This is a genomic window from Streptomyces sp. NPDC085932, assembly GCF_044540525.1.
In the GTDB taxonomy this organism is placed as follows: Bacteria; Actinomycetota; Actinomycetes; order Streptomycetales; family Streptomycetaceae; genus Streptomyces; species Streptomyces levis.
Genome location: NZ_JBITSJ010000005.1, coordinates 443,332 through 463,940, shown reverse-complemented (window position 1 = coordinate 463,940; position 20,609 = coordinate 443,332). Strand labels below are relative to the sequence as shown.

Here is a 20,609-nt window from a genome sequence, read left to right as displayed (position 1 = left end):
CGTCAGACCGTGGAGAGGTCGATCGCGCGGTCGACGTCCCGCGGCCGCAGCACCCGCAGGATGCCTTCGAGCAGGTAGTAGTCGGCGTACGGGAGGGAGATCTCGACGCCGTCCTCGGCCGGGCGATTGCGGGTGCAGCGGGCCACCACCGCCTCCGCGCGGGCCGAGTTCCTCGTCAGGCACGTCTCCGCCAGCGCGGTGAGCATCCGCAGCGCCACCTCGCGGTAGGCGGGTCTGCCGGTGGCCGCCGCCAGGTCGAGCAGGCCGCACGCGGTGATCGCGCCGGCCGACGCGTCCTTGATGTCGTGCGGCTGCTGCGGGGCGCGGTAGTCCCACACCGGGACGTGGTCCGGCGTCAGCGCCCCGACGGCGAAGTCGGCGAGTTTCCGGGCGGTGGCCAGGAACGCGGGGTCGCCGGTCCTGCGGTACATGGTGGTGAACCCGTACAGGCCCCACGCCTGCCCGCGCGACCAGCACGACGCGGGGCTGTACCCCTGCACGGTGTTCGGGCCGATCGGCGCCCCGGTCGCGGGGTCGAAGTCGTAGACGTGCGGGGTCGATCCGTCCGCGCGCGGGAAGACCCGCTGGGTGGTCCGCGCGTGCTCCACGGCGATGTCGAGGTACTTGCCGTCGCCGGTCTGGCTGCTCGCGAAGGCGAGCAGGTCCAGGTTCATCATCGTGTCCACGATGACACGGCCGGCGTTGCCGGGATCGCCGAGCGCGCCCCAGGCCCTGATGAACCGGCCGCGCGGGTTGTACCGCTGGATCAGGGAGTCGGCCGCCCGCAGGGCGCCCGCGCGCCACGACTCGTCGCCCGTCAGGCGCCAGGCCGTGACCCAGGACGGGTAGAAGAGGAAGCCGAGGTCGTGCGTGCCGGTGTCGTACTGGCGCGGGGCGAGCTTGCGCGCGGAGGCGAGGGCCTGGGCGCGGAAGGTGTCGTCCCCGCTGTGCAGCCACGCCATCCACAGCGTGCCCGGCCAGAAGCCGCCGACCCAGTCGCCGTTCTGCGAGTGGACCCATTTCTCGAACTTGGTGCCGACCGGGAAGGCCGTCACGGCCGGTGCGACGGCGCGCAGTTTCTCGACGGCGTAGTCGGCGGCGGCGCGCAGCGTCCGCTGGGTGGGTACCGGTGCCGGGGTGGCGGCGGCAGCGGCCGGTGCCGCCGCCGTCACCGCCGCCGCGGCACCGGCCGCCGTCGCCAGCACGGTACGCCGGGAAACACTCATGCAGATCCCTCCAACAGGTGGGCGGGGGAACGGAGTTGCCCGAGCGTCGCACGGTGAGGGCGGCGATGTACACCCACGTGAGCAATGTTCATGATGATGAACGCCCGCCCCGGGGCGATCCCCGCCCACCCGGCGCGGGTGCGACCGTTTCGCCGCGTTTGCTCCGCTTCGGAACGGTCAACGATCTCCGGGACCGAGCGGAGAGCGAGCGCATCCGGAGGCGGACGCGGGATGAGCCCCACCAGACCATCGCGGACGGCGGACGCCCGTGGGGGCCGGCGGCCGGCCCCACCCCCGCCCCCGCCCCCGCCAGGGCCCCGGGCGTGAACCGACCCGCCGTGCGGCGGCTGGGGCGCGGGGTGCACGACGGGTGGCACCGGCTGGGGGCGCACACCCTCGTCCGGCGGGGCCGTCAGGTGGAGTTGATGCACCGGGCCATGGGGTTCGCCACCCTCGCGCTGGTCACGCTGGCACCCCTGCTGATCGTGGTGGCCGCCGCCGACCCGCTGGGGCGCGGCGGCTTCGCCTCGTGGCTGGCCGACGGCATGGGCCTGTCCGGACGGTCCGCTCGGGTACTGACCGACATCATCAGCCCGCCGCGGGAGGTCATCGGCACCACCAGCGTGCTCGGCGGCGTCGCGCTCGCCGTCTTCGGCGTGGCCTTCGCGGGAAGTGTGCAGAACGGCTACGAGCGCATCTGGGGTCTGGCGGCCGGGCCGTGGCACCGCGTCTGGCGCCAGGCCGTGTGGATGATCGCCATGACGCTGTACCTGTACCAGGAGGTGCAGACGCGCACCCTGGTGTCCGGGCCGGAGCGGATCGTGCTGAGCGCGGCCTCCGGTGTGCTGTTCTTCTGGTGGGGGCAGCGCTTCCTGCTGGGCGGGCAGGTCCGCTGGAGTGAGCTGCTCCCCGGGGCGGTGGCCACCATGGCCGGCCTGGTCGGCCTGCGCACGTTCTCCCACTTCGTCTTCACGCCGCTCATCGTCACCAACGCGATCAGCTACGGAGCGGTCGGCGTCGTCCTGGTCGTGGAGTCGTGGCTCATCGGCGTGGGATACGTGTTCTTCGGCGGGGCCCTGCTGGGCCGCTGGCTCCTCGACCACCACGGGCTCGGGCGTACGGCACAGCGGTGAGGTGCCCGGCCGGATCGCCTATCTTGGCGCCCATGCAGTCCTACACGATCGGCCAGGCCGCACGGCTCCTCGGCGTGAGCCCCGACACCGCGCGCCGCTGGGCGGACGCCGGCCGGGTGGCGACCCACCGGGACGAGGGCGGACGGCGCCTGATCGACGGCCGTGACCTGGCCGCCTTCTCCGTGGAACTGGCCCGGAGCGGCGGCGCCGAGGAGGACGCCGCCCCGTACACCTCCGCCCGCAACGCGTTCCCCGGCATCGTCACCGCCGTGAAACTGGGCGATGTCGCCGCGCAGGTGGAGATCCAGGCCGGGCCGCACCGCCTGGTGTCCCTGCTGACCCGGGAGGCCGTGGAGGAGCTGGGGCTGGAGGTCGGCATGGAGGCCACGGCCCGGGTGAAGTCGACGAACGTGCACATCGACAGGGCGTGAGACCTCATGTGAACGCACATGCCACCCTCCCGCCGGACACCCCCTGCTTGTGCGAACGCACTGCAGACTTCACCCTCGCATCTGCGGCACTATCATCGACGTACGCAAGCACGCCCACCACACCCGGGGGTGCGGCCGCGTCACCCGAGAGTCCGTAGAGGGAGTGCCCCCAGATGACCCGTACCGCGCGCCGCCGTCCGTTCCGCATCGCGGTGGCGGGAGCCGCCGCCCTGCTGGTCCTGAGCGCGTGCTCGTCGTCCGAGTCGGGCCCTTCGGGCTCCTCCGCCTCCGGTTCCTCGCCGGGTCAGGTGAGCGGTGAGGTGACCGTCTTCGCCGCCGCCTCGTTGCAGGACAGCTTCACGGCGCTCGGCAAGCGCTTCGAGGAGGAGCACCCCGGCACGAAGGTCACCTTCAGCTTCGGCGGCAGCGACTCGCTCGCCGCGAGCATCACCGGCGGCGCCCCCGCGGACGTCTTCGCCGCGGCCAGCCCCAAGACCATGAAGATCGTCACGGACGCCGGTGACGCCTCCGGCACGCCCGCCACCTTCGTCCGCAACGAGCTGGAGATCGCCACCCTGCCGGGCAACCCCGACCGGATCTCCTCCCTGAAGGACCTCACCGCGAAGGGCCTGAAGGTCGTGCTCTGCGCCCGGGAGGTGCCGTGCGGGGCCGCGGCCCGAAAGGCCCTCGACGCCGGCGGGCTGCAGCTCACCCCGGTCTCGTACGAGCAGGACGTGAAGGCCGCCCTGACGAAGGTCGAACTGAAGGAGGCCGACGCGGCCGTCGTCTACAGGACGGATGTGCGCGCCGCGGGTGACAAGGTGGAGGGCGTGGAATTCCCCGAGTCCGCCGACGCCGTCAACGCCTACCCGATCGCCCTGCTCAAGGACGCGCCCAACGCCGAGGCCGCCAAGGCGTTCATCGCGCTCGTACGGTCCGCCGAGGGCGAGCGGGTGCTGGGCCGGGCCGGGTTCCTCACCCCGTGACCGCCCCGACCGACCGGCCCGGCGGCACGGCCGAGCGCCTCCGGGGCGGGCCGCGGGCCCGGCGCGTGCGGACCGGCGTGCCCCTGGCGCTGCTCCTTCCCGCGCTGCTCGGCGTGGCCTTCCTGACCGTCCCGCTGATCGCGCTGCTCGTACGGACTCCCTGGGAGAGCCTGCCCGAGCAGCTCACCAGCGCCGCCGTGTGGCAGGCGCTCAAGCTGTCCCTGCTCTGCGCGACGGCGGCGACCGCCGTGAGCCTGGTGATCGGCGTGCCGCTGGCCTGGCTGCTGGCCCGGGTCGACTTCCCCGGCCGCGGTGTCGTACGGGCCCTCGTCACGCTGCCCCTCGTCCTCCCGCCGGTCGTCGGGGGCGTGGCCCTGCTGATGGCCCTCGGGCGCAACGGCATCGTCGGGCAGTGGCTGGACGCGTGGTTCGGCATCACGCTGCCCTTCACGACGGCCGGGGTCGTCGTCGCGGAGGCGTTCGTGGCGATGCCGTTCCTCGTCATCAGCGTGGAGGGCACGCTGCGGGCCGCCGACCCGCGCTACGAGGAGGCGGCCACGACCCTGGGCGCCTCCCGTTTCACGGCGTTCCGCCGGGTCACGCTGCCGCTGATCGCCCCGGGCATCGCGGCCGGGGCGGTGCTCGCCTGGGCCCGGGCACTGGGCGAGTTCGGCGCGACCATCACCTTCGCCGGCAACTTCCCCGGCCGCACCCAGACCATGCCGCTGGCCGTCTACCTGGCCCTGCAGAGCGACCCGGAGGCCGCGATCGCCCTGAGCCTGGTGCTGCTGGCGGTGTCGATCGCGGTGCTGGCCGGGCTGCGGGACCGCTGGATGAGCGCGGGGTGACCGGCATGAGGGAGAACCGCATGAAAAGTCGGCGCGGCGGAACGGACGAGGGCCCCGCACTCGGAGCCCGGCACCACGACGTCCGTGCCGGATCCGCTACGGCAGGGCTGGACGCCCGCCTCGTCGTGCAGCGTGGCGGCTTCCGCCTGGACGTGGCTCTGACGGTCGCGCCCGGCGAGGTGGTCGCCCTGCTCGGGCCGAACGGCGCCGGCAAGACCACCGCCCTGCGGGCCCTCGCCGGCCTGACCCCGCTCACCGGCGGCCACTTGCGTCTGGACGGCACGGACCTGGAGCGCCGGCCGCCGGAGTCACGCCCGGTCGGGGTCGTCTTCCAGGACTATCTGCTCTTCCCGCACCTCACGGCCCTCGACAACGTGGCCTTCGGTCCCCGCTGCCACGGCGCGACGAAGGCGCAGGCCCGCGCGCAGGCCGCCGCATGGCTCGACCGGCTGGGTCTCGCCGAGCACGCGGGCGCCAAACCCCGCAGGCTCTCCGGCGGCCAGGCCCAGCGCGTCGCCCTGGCCCGTGCCCTGGCCACCCACCCCCGCCTGCTGCTCCTGGACGAGCCCCTGGCCGCCCTGGACGCCCGGACGCGGCTGGAGGTGCGAGCCCGGCTCCGGCGCCACCTGGCCGACTTCGAGGCCGTCGCCGTCCTGGTCACGCACGACCCGCTGGACGCCATGGTGCTCGCCGACCGCCTGGTCGTCGTCGAGCACGGCCGGGTCGTCCAGGAGGGCACCCCGTCCGGCATCGCCCGCCACCCGCGCACCGACTACATCGCCCGACTGGTCGGCCTCAACCTGTACCGCGGAGAGGCCGACGGGCACACCGTCCGGCTCGCCGACGGCCCGTCCGTCACCACCACCGAGCACCTGTCCGGCCCGGTCTTCGTGGCGTTCCCGCCCGCCGCGGTGACACTCCACCGCACGCGTCCCACCGGCTCCAGCGCCCGCAACCTCTGGCGCTGCGAGGTCGCCGGCCTGGAGACGCACGGCGACCAGATCCGCGCGGACCTCACCGGCGAACTCCCCCTCGCCGCCGACCTCACGACGGCCGCCGCCGCCGAACTCGACCTGCACCCGGGCGCGGAGGTCTGGGCCACACTGAAGGCGACCCAGACCCATGCCTACCCCGTCTGAGGTGCGCTCGCTGCCCGTGCTCCGGCGGGGCAGCGGCAGCCCCGGTGGGACACCCTGACCAGGGAGACCGCCGACGGGCATGGCGGTCTGACGCATAGCTATGCCCGTAACTATGGTGTCTCACCACATGTGCGCTTGACCTGCGGGTTTCTACGGTGTGCCGACACGTACCCGTCCCCACCGCACACGAGGAAGTGGCGCACATGGCCTCCGCAGCATCCGCTCCACCGACGCCGAACAACCTCAAGCGCATCGTCGCCGCGTCCCTCATCGGCACCACCATCGAGTGGTACGACTTCTTCCTCTACGGCTCCGCCGCCGCGCTCGTCTTCAACAAGCTGTTCTTCCCCGACTCCGACCCGCTCGTCGGCACCCTGCTGTCGTTCCTGACGTACGCCGTCGGTTTCGCCGCCCGACCCCTGGGCGCCCTGGTGTTCGGGCACTACGGCGACCGGCTCGGGCGCAAGAAGCTGCTGGTGCTCAGTCTGCTGCTGATGGGCGGGGCGACCTTCGCGATCGGCCTGCTGCCCACACACGCCACCATCGGTACCGCCGCGCCGGTCCTGCTCACCGTGCTCCGGCTGGTGCAGGGGTTCGCGCTCGGCGGCGAGTGGGGCGGCGCGGTGCTGCTCGTGTCGGAGCACGGGGACGCGCGACGGCGCGGGTTCTGGGCCTCGTGGCCGCAGACCGGCGCACCGGCGGGGCAGCTCCTCGCCACCGGTGTGCTGTCCCTGCTGACCGCCGTGCTGTCGGATGCCGCGTTCACCAGCTGGGGCTGGCGGATCCCGTTCCTGCTCTCCGGCGTGCTGGTGATCGTCGGTTTGTGGATTCGTCTGTCTGTCGATGAATCACCGGTGTTCAAGCAGGCCTTGGCGCAGGCCGAGGCCCGCAGCGCGGCCCAGGACGCGACGGCCGAGAAGCTTCCGCTCGTCGCCGTGCTGCGCCACCACTGGCGTGACGTCCTGGTCGCGATGGGCGCGCGCATGGCGGAGAACATCAGTTACTACGTGATCACCGCGTTCATCCTCGTCTACGCCACCACCTCGGCCGGCGTCTCCAAGCAGACCGCGCTCAACGCGGTGCTGATCGCCTCGGCCGTGCACTTCGCGGTCATCCCGGCGTGGGGCGCGCTCTCCGACCGGATCGGCCGCCGGCCCGTGTACCTGATGGGCGCGGTCGGAGTCGGGCTGTGGATGTTCCCCTTCTTCGCGCTGATCGACACCGGCGGCTTCGGCAGTCTGCTCCTGGCCGTGACCGTCGGACTGGTGCTGCACGGGGCGATGTACGCGCCGCAGGCCGCGTTCTTCTCGGAGATGTTCGCGACACGGATGCGGTACTCCGGGGCGTCCATCGGTGCCCAGTTCGCCTCCGTCGCGGCGGGTGCGCCGGCGCCGCTGATCGCCACGGCGCTGCTGTCCGACTACGGCAGCTCCACTCCGATCGCCCTGTACGTCATCGGCGCCGCGGTGCTCACGGTCGTCGCGGTGGCCGCGGCCAAGGAGACCCGCCACCGGGACCTGGCCGATGTCGCCCCGGTCGCCGAGGCGGAGCCGGCCGCGACCGCGCCGCGGGACGCCCGGGCCCTCTGAGACGCGCAGCCGCCTCCGGCCCCCGTACGCCCCAGGCGTGCGGGGGCCGTGGCGCGAGCGTGCGGGGTTCTTGGCGTCGGGCGCAGCGCCCTGCGGTTACTGCCCTTGGTCGGTGCCCCTGAGGTCGGTGTCCCGGGGGTCGGTGTCCTGGGGATCACCGCCTCGGAAGCAGCGCCTTCACGTCAGTGCCCTGCGGGTGCCGACAGCCGGTGCAGGCGCAGCGCCAGCTGGATCTCCAGGGCGCGGGCCGGGCTCTGCCAGTCGTCGCCGAGGAGGCGGCCGACGCGCTCCAAGCGCTGGGCGACCGTGTTCACATGGACGTGCAGTGCGTCCTTGGTGCGCGCCGGGCTCATGCCGCAGGCGAAGTACGCGTCCAGCGTGCGCAGCAGCTCGGTGCCGCGGCGCCGGTCGTACTCCACGACCCGGCCGACGGTGCGCTCGACGAAGCCCGGGATGTCCCGGTCGCCGGCCAGCAGCAGCCCCAGGAAGCCGAAGTCCTCGGCGGCCGCCCCGTCCCCGGTACGGCCGAGCAGGCGCAGCGCGTCGAGACAGCGCCGGGCCTCGCCGTAGGCCGTGGCCACCGCGTCCGGGCCGGTGACGAGGCCGTCGGCGGGCGCGGAGGCGCCGACGGTGACCGGTGCGTGGACCGCGGTGCCCAGCTGCCGGGCGACGGCGCGGGCCAGCTCGGTGGCGCTGCCGCCCGGGCCGAGGGGCAGCAGCAGGACCGTGCCGCCGTCACGGGCGGCGGCGAGGCCGTGCCGGGTCGCGGCGAGGTGGGACGCCGCCGCCGCGAGGCGTCTGCGCACGTCGGCCTCCTCGTCGGCGTCGGCGGCGCCGCCCTCCAGCCGTGCGGCCAGCACCACGTGCACGGCGTCGAGGTCGGCGTCGAGGCGGGCCGCGCGCTCCCGCAGCACACGCGGGTCGTGGTCGCGCGCGTCCAGCAGGTCGTCCAGCAGCTCCCCGCGCACGCGCTGCTCGGCCTCGGCGGCGGACCGGCGGGCCAGGAGCAGCAGGGACGTGACCATGGCGGCCCGCTCCAGCGTGCGCTGGTCGACGGGGTCGAGGCCCGGGTGGCCGCGCAGCACGAGCGCGCCGAGCAGTTCGCCGCCGGCCGCGACGGCCGCGATCCAGTCGTCCTCGTGGCGTACCGCGTGCCCGTCCGCGCGGGACGCCTCCAGGGCCTCGGCCGGTGCCGCGGCGGCCTCCGCGAACTCGACCGTGCCGTCGAGGACCTGGGAGACCGCGGCGGCCACGTCGTGCACCCCGCCGCCGCGCAGGACCAGTTCGGCGAGCCGGTCGTGCACGTCGGAGGCGCGCTCGATGACGCCGCTGCGGTCCCGGATGATCTCGTTGGCCCGCTCCAGACCGGCGAGGGCGGAGCGGGTCTCGGCGAGCAGGTTGGCGGTGTCGATGGCGGCCGCGGCCAGGGCGGCGAAGGAACCCAGCAGGGCGATCTGCTCCCGCTCGAAGACCCGGGCCCGGCGGTCCGCCGCGAACAGCACGCCGATGACGTGGTGCCCCAGCGTCAGCGGCACGCCCAGGATCGCCACGAGTCCCTCGTCACGCACGCCCGCGTCGATGGTGAGGGTGTGCTGGAAGCGGTCGTCCTTGAAGTAGTCGTCGGTGACGTAGGGGCGTGCCGTCTGGGCGACCAGGCCGCCGAGGCCCTCCCCCATGCCGAGCCGCAGCTGCTGGAAGCGGGCCGAGACCGAGCCCTCGGTGACGCGCATGTAGGTGTCGCCCCGCGCCGGGTCGTTCAGGCTGAGGTAGGCGATGTCCGTGCCCAGCAGGGAACGGGCGCGCTGGACGATCGCGTGCAGGACGGCGTCGAGGTCGCGCAGTCCGGCGAGGTCGTGGGCGGTCTCGAACAGCGCGGACAGCTCGGCCTCACGGCGGCGCCTCCCCTCCAGCTCCGCGCGGACGCGCAGGGCGAGCGGCTTGGCCCGCTGGAGCGCGGCGATCCACTCCGGCGGCCGGCCCTCGGCGCGGGCGAGCAGCACCGGCTGCTCGTAGGCGTCGGCGGACGCGCCCCGGGCCAGGAGCTCCAGGTAGGGCGTCTCGGCGCTCGCCGGCCGTTCCCCGGGGCCGGCGGAGCGCTCGGCTTGCTGCACGTGATCGCTGGACATGCTCACAGGATTCACCATGACCCGGCCGTCCCGTCAGGCCTGTGGACAACTGCCGGGCGGCCCGGCGCTCAGTGGGCGGTCCAGCCGCCGTCGAGCACGAGCGAGGCGCCGGTCATGTAGGAGGCCTGCGGGGAGCACAGGTAGGCCACGGCCTCGGCGACCTCCTCCGGTTCGATGAGCCGCTTGAGGGCGCTGTCCTGGAGCAGCACCTCGGACAGGACGCGCTCCTCGGGGATGCCGTGGGCCCGCGCCTGGTCGGCGATCTGCGTCTCGACCAGGGGGGTGCGCACATAGGCGGGGTTCACACAGTTCGAGGTGACACCGTGGGGCGCGCCTTCGAGGGCGGTGGTTTTGGACAGTCCCTCCAGGCCGTGTTTGGCGGCCACATAGGCCGACTTGTAGGCCGAGGCGCGCAGCCCGTGGACGGACGACACGTTCACGATGCGGCCCCACCCCTGCCCGTACATGTGGGGCAGGGCGCCGCGGATGAGCCGGAACGGCGCCTCCAGCATGACGGTGAGCACGGTGTGGAAGACGTCGGGCGGGAACTGCTCGATGGGGCGCACGAGCTGCAGTCCGGCGTTGTTGACGAGGACGTCGGTGCCCGCGGCGGCGAGCTCGGCGGCGTCCAGGTCGGTGAGGTCGAGGACGTGCGGTTCCACGGTGCCCGCGAGGCCGGTGCCCCGCGCGGCGAGCGCCTCCAGGCCCGCGGCGTCCCGGTCGACGGCTCTGACCTTGGCGCCGGCGGCGGCGAGCCGCAGCGCGCAGGCGCGGCCGATGCCGCCGGCGGCACCGGTGACGAGCGCGGTGCGGCCGCCGAGGTCGAGCGGGCTGGCGTGGGGAGCCGGGAGGGCACGGGGCGCGGTCATGCAACCGACCCTAGGCACGGCCACAGCCCCGACCCATGTGGTCACACCCCACAGTTCAGCTGGGACCAGTGGGGTCGAACCATGTGGGGGCGTCCGACAGGGCCTGCTTGATCCGCAGCAGTCCGAACTCGTTCAGCTCGGGCAGGGCGTCGACGTCGAACCAGGCCACGTCCAGCGACTCGTCGTCGTTGACCCGGGCCTCGCCGCCGACGGCCCGGCAGCGGAAGGTGATGTCCATGTACTGGCAGACGTCGCCGTTCCCGTACGTCACGGGTTCCAGGGCCTGGACGAGGACGACCCGTTCGGCGACGCAGCGCACGGCCGTCTCCTCGTAGACCTCGCGCACGGCGCAGGCTGCCGGCTGCTCCCCCGGGTCCGGGATGCCGCCGAGCACCGACCACCTGCGCGTGTCGGCCCGGCGGTTCAGCAGCACTCTGCCCTCGTCGTCGAAGACGAGGGCGGTGACCCCGGGGAGCCAGAGCAGCTGGTGACCCGCGGAGGTGCGGAGCGTGCGGATGAAGTCAGGAGTAGCCATGGTCACGACCCTAAAGGGCCGGTCCGGGCGCCCTGGCCGGATTCGGGCGGCGTGCGGCCGGCGTACGGCTACACGTCACCGGCGCGTCGCCCGCGCAGACCGGCGCCCACCGCCCAGCCCAGTCCGCCGGCCGCGACGAGCACGAGCGCGATCTCCGGCAGGACGCCGAGCCGGGTGGCCGGGGTCTGCGAGGAGCGCAGCGGCACCTCCTGCACCAGCGAGTCGGCCACGAACATGCCGGTCCGCTGCGTGATCCTCCCGTCCGGCATGATGAAGGCGCTGACCCCGCTGGTCACCGGCACGGCGACGGTCCGGCTGTGCTCGACGGCGCGGACGCGGGACATGGCGAGCTGCTGGTACGTCATCTCGCTGCGGTCGAAGGTGGCGTTGTTGCTCGGCACGGAGATCATCTGGGCGCCGTCGGTGACCTCGGAGCGCACGGCCCAGTCGAAGGCGGCCTCGTAGCAGGTGACCAGGCCGACCTCGGCGCCGTCCATGGTGAACACGCCCGGCTCCGTGCCCCGGCTGAAGTCCTGGCGGACCATGGCCGTCCAGGCCGGGTTGATCGCGCCGATGAGCGAGCGCAGCGGGAGGTACTCGCCGAACGGCTGGATCTGGCGCTTGTCGTAGGTGTCGACGGGGCCCTTGGCCGGATCCCACAGGATCTGCTCGTTGTACAGCTTGCCGTCGCGCTCGACGACGCCGCCGACGGAGATGGGCACGCCGACGGCCCGGGCCGCCGCGTCGATCACCGTGCGGGCGTCGGGGTTGGCGAAGGGGTCGATGTCGGAGGAGTTCTCCGGCCAGAGCACGAAGTCGGGCCGGGCGGCCTTGCCGGCGTCGACCTCGGCGGCCAGGCGCTCGGTCTCGCGCGCGTGGTAGTCGAGGACGGCCCGCCGCTGGGCGTTGAAGTCGAGGCCCGCGCGCGGCACGTTGCCCTGGATCACCGCGACGGTGACGGTGCCGTCCTCGGCCTTGTCGCTGACCAGGGGGCGGGCGGCGAACGCCCCGAGGACCGGGACCGCCAGGCTCAGCACGGCGACGGCGGCCGCCGCGGGCCGCACGATCCCGGTGGTCCGCCTCGCGAGGAGCAGACGCACGACTTCGAAGAGGCCGAAGCCGCACAGGACGACGGCGAAGCCGAGCACCGGGGTGCCGCCCACCGCGGCGAGCGGCAGGAACACACCGTCCGCCTGCCCGAACGCGACCTTGCCCCAGGGAAAGCCGTTGAAGGGCGCACGCGCGCGTGCCGCCTCGCCGGCGATCCACACGGCGGCCGCCCACACGGGCGCGCCGGGCAGCTTCGACACGGCCGCGATCCCCGCGCCGACGAGCGCGACGAAGAGCGCCTCGATGGCCACCAGGGCGAGCCAGGGACCCGGCCCCACCTCCACTCCCGTCCACACCAGCAACGGCAGCAGGAAGCCGAGGCCGAAGAGGTATCCCAGGCCGAGCCCCGCCTTCCAGCCGCGGCCGCGCAGCACCCAGCCGAGGACGGCGAAGGCCGGCGGGGCCAGCCACCACAGGGTGCGGGGCGGGAAGCTGACGTAGAGGAGCAGGCCGGAGAGCGCGGCTGCGGCGGCCGGGACGAGCCGCCGGGCCCAGACGCGCGCCCGGGGCGCGGTCCGCGGCTCCAGCCGGTCCGACTCGTCGACGGAGGTTGCGGTGACGGTCACTCCCGGAGTCTAAGTCGAGCGGCCGTGGCGCCGACAGCGCGGTCCGCGGCACCACCGGGCCCCGCGGGCGCCGTGGCCTCCCGCTCATTTCGTCACGACACATCCCCAAAATGTCCACCAGCCGTTACGGTGTGCCGAAGCCTCAGTCCCGCGGCCGGTAGCGGCCCCGGTGACCGGGGTCTTCACAGGTCGGGGGCGACTGGTGCGGGCGACGGGTGCGGGGGGCGGGGTGGGTCGAGGCGGGGTGTCGTCCGTGTCCGGGCCGGACGCGGACGGCGAGAGAAGAATCGTTTCCGACGCGACGGGTGTCGTGGTGCTGGGGGCCTGTGCCGGCTGGTCCCTGATCACGGCGGCGGCGCACGACGGCCGGCCGGAGGGCGTGCTTCTCGCGGTGCTGGCGGTGGCGGCCGGGTACGCGGCGGGCCGGATCGGCGGGGCCCTGCTGCCGGTGGGCGCCCCGTGCGCCGGTGCGCTGGCCGGCGTCGGGCTGACGCTGGCCGTTCCGCATCTGGCTCCGGGCCCGCAGATCTCCGCGCCCCTGGGTCACGCGGGGGCCACCGCGGCCGTGCTGACGCTGTCGGCGGGTGCCGCGTGCTGTGCGGCCTGGGCCGCTCCCGGACCGGTCGCGCGCTTCGCGCTGCGTCTGCTGGCCGCCGGGACCGCGGTGCTGGCGGCGGTGCTCGGTTCGGCCACGGGATGTGTCACCTGTGTCGCGGTGCTGCTGTGCTCGCTGGCCGCCGGCCGCACCCGGTACCGCGGCGCCGGCCTCGCCGTGCTGGCCGGAGTGGCGGCGGTGGTGACGGGTCTGACCTGGGCGGTGGCGTCGGGAACCGTGCCGGGCGGCCTCGCCGCGGCCCTGGAAGGACGTCTGACGGCGCACCGGGTGCAGCTGTGGCAGGACGCCTGGCACCTGCTGCGCGACAACAGCGCCCTGGGGGCGGGCCCGGGCCGCTTCGGGGAGCTGAGTCCGGCGTCGGCCCCGTCCCTGCTGTCCGACGGCAAGCCGCACTCGGCGCCCTTGCAGCAGGCGGCCGAGCAGGGCCTCGTCGGGCTGGCGCTGCTGGTGTCGGCGTTCGGCTGGATGATGTACGCGCTGTGGCGGGGTCCGCGCCCGACCCCGGTGGCCCTGACCGCGGGCGCGGCCCTGACGGCGCTCGCCGCCATCGCCGGGATCGGCAACGCGCTGAGCTTCACGGCGGTGTCGGTGGGGGCCGGACTCCTGGCGGGCCTGGCCACGGCCCGCCCGCTGTCCGAGGAGCCACCGAGCCGCACCACGGACCCGCACGCCCGGGACGGCGGACGCGCTCCCGCCTGGTGACCGGCCGGGCGCGGGACGGCAGATGCGCCCCTGCCAGGTGACCCGCGAGACACGGGACGGCTTCAGCGCTCCTGCACGCGTCCGCGCATCCGCCCGGTGACCTGCATGGCGCGGGATGGCTTCGGCGCTCCCGTACGCGTCCGCGCATCCGCCCGGTGACCCGCGAGACACGGCACGGCGGACGCGCCCCTGCCCGCATGACCGGCGCACGGGCCCGCGGACCGGCTCCTCAGTGCGCCGGTGCCCCTGGCTTGCCGGGCCGCAGCCGCGCCTTGATCACCTGCACGGCCGCCTCCGCGTCGTCCACGGTGACGGTGAAGGTGTGTCCGTCCCACAGTTCCAGCACGACGCCCTCGCCCCGCCGCACCACCACCGCCGTGCCCTTCTCGGGCCGCCACCGGTAGCCCCAGCCGCCCCAGTGGCGGGGCGTGACGTGGGAGATGTAGGTGGCGCCCGCCACATGGGAGAGGGGGATACGGCGGCGGGGGACGCCGATGTGGCCGCAGCGCACCTCCAGGTGGTCCTCGTCGACCCGCAGGGCGACGTGGACGAAGGCGAGGGTCCCGAAGAGGACCAGCAGCCCGGCGGCGATGCAGCCGACGACGGCCATGACGAGCGGGGCCGCGCCGGAGGTCCACGCCGAGTCGACGGCCAGTTCGATGCCGAGCGCCATGCAGGCGGCGCCGACGAGCGCCAGCAGCCACTGGACCCGGTTGGTGGCCCGGCCGGTCCAGACCCCTGCAGGCACGTGGGAGGCGTTCTCGCCGTGGCGGTGGTCCCTCATGCCTTTGAGGGTACTCAGCTTTCGCTGCGCTGGTACCCGGTGGCGGAGCGTGACTGGGCCGGGTGGGCGGTCCCCCGGCCCTGGTGTGCCGTGCGGGGCGTCAGCCCGCCGGGGTGACCGCCTGCAGCAGCCGCCCCTCCTCATAGGCGAGGGCGGGCGCCGGCAGGGTGCCCTCACGTCCGCTGAGCAGCACCGTCAGGGTGCCGTGGAACGTGGCCCCCGGCGCGGGCCGCTCGCCGAGCCGGCGCAGGGCCTGGGCGGCCACGGCGCCCGCGGAGCCGTGCAGCACGAGGGGCGGGCGGCCGGGGCGCTGCACGGCGGCCCGGATGCGCTCGGCGACCAGCTCGTAGTGGGTGCAGCCCAGGACGACGGTGGTCACGTCCTCGGGGGTCAGCGCGGCGGCCGCGGCCACGGCGGCGTCGATCGCCGCCTCGTCGGCGTGCTCCACGGCCTCGGCCAGCCCCCAGCAGGGCACCTCCGTGACGGGCACGCCACCGGCGAAGTCGCTGATCAGGGCCCGCTGGTACGGGCTGCCGGTGGTGGCGGGGGTGGCCCAGATGGCGAGGTGGCCGCCCCCGGCCGCGGCGGGCTTGATCGCCGGGACGGTCCCGATGACCGGGAGCGCCGGTTCGAGGCGGGCGCGCAGGGCGGTGAGGGCGTGCACGGTCGCGGTGTTGCAGCCGACGATCAGGGCGTCGGGGCGGCGCGCGGCGGCCGCCTCGGCGACGGCCAGGGCGCGCTCGGTCAGGTCCTGCGGAGTGCGCGGTCCCCACGGCATGCCGTCGGGGTCCAGGGAGAGCACGAGATCGGCGTCGGGGCGCAGCCGCCGTACCGCTGCGGTGGCCGCCAGCAGACCGATACCGGAGTCCATGAGCGCGATCTTCACCCGATCACGATAGACGATGAGCGGTCCGCGGCCGGTCCCGTGGGGCAGACTGCGCGCGTGAGCGCCCTTGTCTGGACTGCCGCTGGATCGCTTCTCGCCTGGCTGTGGCTGCTGCTCTGCCAGGGCTTCTTCTGGCGCACCGACGTGCGCCTGCCGCCGCGCCGGGAGCCGGACGCCTGGCCGCCGGTGTGCGTCGTCGTCCCGGGCCGCGACGAGGCGGCGGTGCTGCCCCTCGCGCTGCCCTCCCTGCTGCTGCAGGACTATCCCGGCCGGGCGGAGGTCTTCCTGGTCGACGACGGCAGCACCGACGGCACCGGTGATCTCGCGCGGGAACTGGCGGACCGGCACGGCGGACTGCCGCTGACCGTGTCCACGCCGGGCGAGCCGCCGGCGGGCTGGACCGGCAAGCTGTGGGCGGTGCGCCACGGTGTCGGCCTGGCACGCGCGCGTGGCCCGGAGTACCTGCTGCTGACGGACGCCGACATCGCGCACGCGCCGGACAGCCTGCGGGAGCTGGTGGCGGCGGCCCGCACGGGAGGGTTCGACGTCGTCTCCCAGATGGCCCGGCTGCGGGTGGAGAGCGTGTGGGAGCGCTTCGTGGTGCCGGCCTTCGTCTACTTCTTCGCGCAGCTCTACCCCTTCCGCCGGATCGCCCGCGACGGGACGCGGACGGCGGCCGCCGCCGGGGGCTGCGTCCTGCTGCGGGCCGAGACCGCCGGGCGGGCGCGGATCCCGGACGCCATCCGGCACGCCGTGATCGACGACGTGGCCCTGGCGCGGGCCGTCAAGGGCGCCGGCGGCCGCGTCTGGCTGGGGCTCGCGGACCGGGTCGACAGCGTGCGGCCGTATCCGCGGCTGGGTGACCTGTGGCGGATGGTCTCGCGCAGTGCCTACGCCCAGTTGCGGCACCACCCGCTGCTGCTGGCGGGGACGGTGGCCGGGCTGGTGCTGGTCTATCTGGTGCCGCCCGCGGCCGTGCTCGCCGGTCCGGTCGCGGGCAGTGCGGCGGCAGCGGTCACCGGCGGGCTCGCCTGGCTCGTCATGGCGGGGACGTACGTCCCGATGCTCCGCTACTACGGGCAGCCCCTGTGGCTCGCCCCGCTGCTGCCGTTCACCGCGTTCCTGTACCTGCTGATGACGGTCGACTCGGCGGTGCAGCACTACCGGGGACGCGGTGCGGCCTGGAAGGGCCGCACCTACGCACGCCCGGAGACCGTGCCCGACGAGGGCTGACGGGCGCCCCGGGCGATCACTTCCTGCCGGGGGTCCAGTTCATGCCCCACCCGTAGGCGTGGTCGACGGTGCGCTGGGGGCTCACGCCGCGCTCGGGCACCAGATAGCGTGCCTCGCGCTGGACGACCAGGTCGCCGCCCGTGTTGGTGATCAGCGCCAGGGCGCACACCAGCGAGGGGACCGTGCACTCGTCGAGGGAGAACTCGATCGGCGCGCCGTGCTGCGGCCGGAGCGTGACCGTCGCGTTCAGGTCCGCGAAGGACCGGGCGCCTTCGTAGATGGTGACGAAGACGAGGATGCGCCGGAACACGTGCTTGTGGTCCAGGTTGACGGTGAGGTTCTCGCCGGACGCCACGGCTCCGGTGCGGTCGTCGCCGTCGAGGTGGATGTACGGGGGCTGGTGCAGCGCCCCGAAGGCGTTGCCGAGGGCCTGGACGACGCCCTTGCTGCCGTCGGTGAGTTCATACAGTGCGCACAGGTCGAGGTCGAGGTCGGAGTGCAGCGCGGTCGGGCGCCCGAACTTGCTGCTCCACCCCGAGAACTGCTTGCGGACCTCCCAGTTGAGGTTCACGTGCAGCGCGCCGGAGGTGCCGCCCTGCTTGGTGAGCGAGACGGAGGGGGCCGCCTTGGTGAGCGTCACCTTCGTGAGGCGGACGGGTTCGGCGGCGGGGGGCGTGGCGGGTGCGGGCGGGGCCACCGGCCGCGTCGCCGGTGGGCGGGTGTACGACGGGGCGGCGGGGGGAGGCGTCGGGGCGGTCGCGGTCGCGGTCGCGGGCGTGGCCTGCTGCGGTTCGTCGACCGTGATGCCGTAGTCCGTGGCCAGCCCTTCGAGGCCGCTGCTGTAGCCCTGGCCGACGGCGCGGAACTTCCAGGCGCCCTGGCGGCGGTAGAACTCACCGAGCACGAAGGCGGTTTCGGTGGTGGCGCCGGGGTTCTCGAAGCGTGCCACCGGTGTGCCCTGGGCGGCGTCCCGGACCTCGACGTACAGGTCGGGGACCTGTCCGAACGTGCCGCCGTCGGCGGAGGCGGCGAGGACGACGGTCTCGACGGCGGGCTCCACGCGCGCGAGGTCGACCAGGATCGTGTCCGTGGTGCGGCCGCCGGCGTCGCGTTTGCCCTCGTGCCGGATCGCTCCGGAGGAGTGGGCGGGCTGGTTGTAGAAGACGAAGTCCGCGTCGGAGCGGACCTTCCCGGCGACCAGCAGCAGGGCGGAGGCGTCGGCGTCCGGCACGCCCGGTCCGCCGCGCCAGCCCACTTCCACGCGGAGGGCCGCGGTGGGCACCGGAGTGTTCGAGCCTTTCAGCATGTGCATCGCCGCCCCCATGGTGTGGCACGCGCCGGGACCGCCCCGGCCGTCCGTCGAGTCGGGTCGTGTCGTGTCGTGTCGTGTCGGCACAACCTATTCCTCCCGGCCCGGAACTCCCATGCACCCGGCCGCCGAAGATCGGTGGCCAACCGCTGGTAACCCGCCCGGAACTCGGGCTTTACACGATCAGCGACCGGTTCGGTGCCCCTTTTTGCCGAATTCGCTCGTATTGGGGATCCCGGGTCACTGCGGACACGGAAAACAACCCTCTTATCGGTCTCCCCAACCAGCACATCGTGGGCTTAACTTATGTGCCATGACCTCCCCCCGCTCCACCTATGGCGGCGGCTACTACTCCGCCTCCTTCCCGGACACCCCGATCTACGACAAGCTCGTCGCCGAGCGGGGCACCCCGCAGATCGCCCCGATCCGGGTCCCCGCGCAGTACGACATGCCGGGCAGTCACCTGCCCGCCCTCCCGTCGGCGCTGCCCGCGCTGCCGGCGGCTCCCGCCCAGCCCTCCTACGGCTACCCGCAGGCCCAGCAGCCGGCCCCGCTCCAGCAGGCGCCCGCGGCGTACATCCCGCAGCAGGCGACCGCTCCGCGCGGCTACCCCGGCCCCCAGTACCAGCAGCAGCCCCGCCCGGCGGCCCCCGCGGGCTACGAGGCGATGCGCCCCGCGGCTCCCCGGCCGGCCCCGGCTCCTTACCAGGATCCGTACAACAACCAGCAGTACCGCGGGTACTGAGCCGCCCCCGGGGGCTGTCCGTGCCGGCTGGCACGATGGCCCCATGGGGAACGCACACCTGCACGCGATTCACGTCCATCCGGTCAAGGCGGTCCGGGGCCTCGCGCCCCGGGAGGCCGCCGTGGAGCCCTGGGGGCTGGCCGGAGACCGGCGCTGGCTGCTCGTCGACGACGGGGGAAAGGTCGTCACGCAGCGTCGGCAACCGCGCCTCGCGCTGGCCGCCGCCGAGCTCCTGCCGGACGGCGGCGTCCGGCTGTCCGCGCCCGGCATGGAACCGCTGACGGTGCCCGTCCCCCGGCCGGTCGGCACGGTGCCGGTGCAGATCTTCGACGACAAGGTCGACGCGGTGCCGGCCGAGGGCGAGGCGGCGCACGCCTGGTGGAGCCGCTACCTGGGCATCGGCGCGCGCCTTGCGTACCTGGACGACCCCGCCACACGCCGGCCGGTCGACCCCCGGTACGCCCGTCCCGGCGAGACGGTCTCCTTCGCCGACGGCTTCCCCCTGCTGCTCACCACGACGGCCTCGCTCGACGCCCTCAACGCCCTGATCGCGCAAGGGGATCACGCGCACGAGGGGCCGCTGCCCATGGACCGCTTCCGGCCCAACGTCGTCGTGGCGGGCACCGACGCCTGGGCCGAGGACCACTGGTCGCTCATCGTCGTCGGGGAGGTGGCCTTCCGCGTCGTCAAGCCGTGCGGGCGGTGCGTGGTGACCACCACCGACCAGGGCACGAGCGAGCGCGGCCGGGAACCCCTGCACAGCCTGGGACGGCACCGGCGGCTGGACGGGAAGCTGGTCTTCGGGCAGAACCTGGTGCCGCAGTCCCGGGGCACGATCCGGCTCGGGGACCCCGTCACCCTCCTCGAATAGCGCGGGCACCACCACCGCCGCCCGGCGGGAACCGCGTCGCCGGACCGGGCGTTGGCGTGGTGTGAGACGTTCATGAGAAGCCGGAAAGGGTGATCTCGCTCTCTCTCGGCAGGTTCCGCTCGTGGACGGCTCCGCCGGGGGTTATCACGGAGCGGGAAGGGGGTGCGGGCGGTGCGAGCGATCAGCGGGCTCTGGCGCTGGCGGCGCAATCCGCTGTGCCGCGCGACCGATCTGGCCGAGGCCTGGGTGGCGCTGGCCGCCCTGCTGCTCGTCCTGCTGGCCGCCCCGCTGGCCGGCGCCCTCGCCGGCGGCGCCGCGCAGGACGCCCTGCAGCACTCCGTCCGTGAGCAGCACCGGGCGCGGCAGCTGGTGACGGCCACCGTGGTCCGCCCGCTGGACCGCTCCCCGCTGGACGCCGACCCCGAGACGTCGACCGGCCGGGACCTGCGCACCCGCGTGCTCGCCACCTGGACCGCCCCGGACGGCACCACCCGTCAGGGCCCCGTGCTGGCGGGTCTGAAGGACCCGCGGCCGGGCGACGCGTTCCGCATATGGACCGACCGGCACGGCCGGATGGTGGCCCGCCCGCTGGACTCGGCGACGGCGTCGACGCACGCGGTCCTGGCCGGCTTCGGCGCGGCCCTGGTCGCCGGCGGCCTCGTCGAGGGCGGCAGACGGCTGATCGTCTGGCGCATGGTCCGCCGCCGGTACGCCCGTTGGGACCAGGCATGGGACAAGGCGGGCCCGGACTGGGGCAGGACGGGCACCGGCAGCTGACAGCCTTCCGGCTCTGGTCAACCCACCAGCCGCGCGCACGCTACGGTGGTCCGGCCGAACCGTTCGGCACAACCCGCGTGCGAGCGAGCAGGAGGAGCGCGCCGGGTGTCGACGCCGCGCGCGACCGG

General features: G+C 74.3%; 19 protein-coding genes. 11 read left to right on the top strand and 8 right to left on the bottom strand.

Features of this window, described 5'->3' with window-relative positions:
- Positions 1 to 2 precede the first annotated feature (2 nt).
- Positions 3 to 1,226 (bottom strand): glycoside hydrolase family 88 protein, encoded by a 1,224-nt coding sequence (locus tag ACIGAQ_RS26130; RefSeq protein ID WP_399786704.1) that lies wholly within the window; start codon positions 1,224 to 1,226, stop codon positions 3 to 5.
- A gap of 338 nt (positions 1,227 to 1,564) precedes the next feature.
- Between ACIGAQ_RS26130 and ACIGAQ_RS26125 the strand changes: the two genes are divergently transcribed.
- The 6 genes from ACIGAQ_RS26125 to ACIGAQ_RS26100 all read left to right on the top strand — a co-directional run bounded on the left by ACIGAQ_RS26125 (position 1,565) and on the right by ACIGAQ_RS26100 (position 7,352).
- Positions 1,565 to 2,359: a ribonuclease BN gene (locus tag ACIGAQ_RS26125; RefSeq protein WP_399787154.1), complete on the top strand. Its 795-nt coding sequence runs from the start codon at positions 1,565 to 1,567 to the stop codon at positions 2,357 to 2,359.
- 32 nt (positions 2,360 to 2,391) lie between these two features.
- Complete coding sequence (locus tag ACIGAQ_RS26120) at positions 2,392 to 2,790, top strand: helix-turn-helix transcriptional regulator (RefSeq protein WP_311679191.1); 399 nt, start codon at positions 2,392 to 2,394, stop codon at positions 2,788 to 2,790.
- Between the two features lie 173 nt (positions 2,791 to 2,963).
- Positions 2,964 to 3,776, top strand: coding sequence for a molybdate ABC transporter substrate-binding protein (gene modA, locus ACIGAQ_RS26115; RefSeq protein ID WP_399786701.1), 813 nt, complete (start codon positions 2,964 to 2,966; stop codon positions 3,774 to 3,776).
- Positions 3,773 to 4,624 (top strand): molybdate ABC transporter permease subunit, encoded by an 852-nt coding sequence (gene modB / locus ACIGAQ_RS26110; protein WP_399786698.1) that lies wholly within the window; start codon positions 3,773 to 3,775, stop codon positions 4,622 to 4,624. Before modA ends, modB begins: the two co-directional genes overlap by 4 nt.
- Before the next feature lie 20 nt (positions 4,625 to 4,644).
- Positions 4,645 to 5,763, top strand: a complete 1,119-nt coding sequence (locus ACIGAQ_RS26105; protein WP_362281487.1) for an ABC transporter ATP-binding protein — start codon at positions 4,645 to 4,647, stop codon at positions 5,761 to 5,763.
- Positions 5,764 to 5,966: 203 nt separating this feature from the next.
- Positions 5,967 to 7,352 (top strand): MFS transporter, encoded by a 1,386-nt coding sequence (locus ACIGAQ_RS26100; protein WP_399786695.1) that lies wholly within the window; start codon positions 5,967 to 5,969, stop codon positions 7,350 to 7,352.
- Positions 7,353 to 7,534: 182 nt separating this feature from the next.
- Here the strand turns inward: ACIGAQ_RS26100 and ACIGAQ_RS26095 are convergent, their stop codons facing one another.
- The 4 genes from ACIGAQ_RS26095 to lnt form a co-directional block, all read right to left on the bottom strand.
- Positions 7,535 to 9,478, bottom strand: coding sequence for a helix-turn-helix domain-containing protein (locus tag ACIGAQ_RS26095; protein ID WP_399786692.1), 1,944 nt, complete (start codon positions 9,476 to 9,478; stop codon positions 7,535 to 7,537).
- 68 nt (positions 9,479 to 9,546) lie between these two features.
- Positions 9,547 to 10,347, bottom strand: a complete 801-nt coding sequence (locus ACIGAQ_RS26090) for a 3-hydroxybutyrate dehydrogenase (protein ID WP_399786689.1) — start codon at positions 10,345 to 10,347, stop codon at positions 9,547 to 9,549.
- A 55-nt stretch (positions 10,348 to 10,402) separates the two neighbouring features.
- Complete coding sequence (locus tag ACIGAQ_RS26085; RefSeq protein WP_399786686.1) at positions 10,403 to 10,882, bottom strand: NUDIX hydrolase; 480 nt, start codon at positions 10,880 to 10,882, stop codon at positions 10,403 to 10,405.
- A gap of 68 nt (positions 10,883 to 10,950) precedes the next feature.
- On the bottom strand, positions 10,951 to 12,558 hold the full coding sequence (gene lnt / locus ACIGAQ_RS26080; RefSeq protein WP_399786683.1) for an apolipoprotein N-acyltransferase: 1,608 nt from the start codon (positions 12,556 to 12,558) through the stop codon (positions 10,951 to 10,953).
- A gap of 253 nt (positions 12,559 to 12,811) precedes the next feature.
- Here lnt and ACIGAQ_RS26075 point away from each other — a divergent pair, with 253 nt between their 5' ends.
- Entirely contained in the window at positions 12,812 to 13,876 is a 1,065-nt protein-coding gene (locus tag ACIGAQ_RS26075; RefSeq protein ID WP_399786680.1) for an O-antigen ligase family protein, read from the top strand.
- A 229-nt stretch (positions 13,877 to 14,105) separates the two neighbouring features.
- On the opposite strand, the gene ACIGAQ_RS26070 is transcribed toward ACIGAQ_RS26075, so the two are convergent.
- Together ACIGAQ_RS26070 and ACIGAQ_RS26065 are read right to left on the bottom strand one after the other, a co-directional pair.
- Entirely contained in the window at positions 14,106 to 14,660 is a 555-nt protein-coding gene (locus ACIGAQ_RS26070; RefSeq protein ID WP_311679201.1) for a hypothetical protein, read from the bottom strand.
- A gap of 100 nt (positions 14,661 to 14,760) precedes the next feature.
- Positions 14,761 to 15,546 (bottom strand): glutamate racemase, encoded by a 786-nt coding sequence (locus tag ACIGAQ_RS26065; RefSeq protein WP_399786677.1) that lies wholly within the window; start codon positions 15,544 to 15,546, stop codon positions 14,761 to 14,763.
- A 39-nt stretch (positions 15,547 to 15,585) separates the two neighbouring features.
- On the opposite strand from ACIGAQ_RS26065, the gene ACIGAQ_RS26060 reads away from it, so the two are divergent.
- A complete protein-coding gene (locus ACIGAQ_RS26060) occupies positions 15,586 to 16,779 on the top strand; it encodes a glycosyltransferase (protein ID WP_399786674.1) in 1,194 nt (397 codons plus the stop codon).
- Between the two features lie 16 nt (positions 16,780 to 16,795).
- Here ACIGAQ_RS26060 and ACIGAQ_RS26055 read toward each other — a convergent pair whose 3' ends face one another.
- Positions 16,796 to 18,085, bottom strand: coding sequence for a TerD family protein (locus ACIGAQ_RS26055; RefSeq protein WP_399787152.1), 1,290 nt, complete (start codon positions 18,083 to 18,085; stop codon positions 16,796 to 16,798).
- 316 nt (positions 18,086 to 18,401) lie between these two features.
- Between ACIGAQ_RS26055 and ACIGAQ_RS26050 the strand changes: the two genes are divergently transcribed.
- The 3 genes from ACIGAQ_RS26050 to ACIGAQ_RS26040 all read left to right on the top strand — a co-directional run bounded on the left by ACIGAQ_RS26050 (position 18,402) and on the right by ACIGAQ_RS26040 (position 20,481).
- Entirely contained in the window at positions 18,402 to 18,833 is a 432-nt protein-coding gene (locus tag ACIGAQ_RS26050; RefSeq protein WP_311679204.1) for a DUF6643 family protein, read from the top strand.
- A gap of 43 nt (positions 18,834 to 18,876) precedes the next feature.
- Complete coding sequence (locus tag ACIGAQ_RS26045) at positions 18,877 to 19,704, top strand: MOSC domain-containing protein (RefSeq protein WP_399786672.1); 828 nt, start codon at positions 18,877 to 18,879, stop codon at positions 19,702 to 19,704.
- A gap of 171 nt (positions 19,705 to 19,875) precedes the next feature.
- Positions 19,876 to 20,481 (top strand): hypothetical protein, encoded by a 606-nt coding sequence (locus ACIGAQ_RS26040; protein ID WP_311679206.1) that lies wholly within the window; start codon positions 19,876 to 19,878, stop codon positions 20,479 to 20,481.
- Positions 20,482 to 20,609 lie beyond the last annotated feature (128 nt).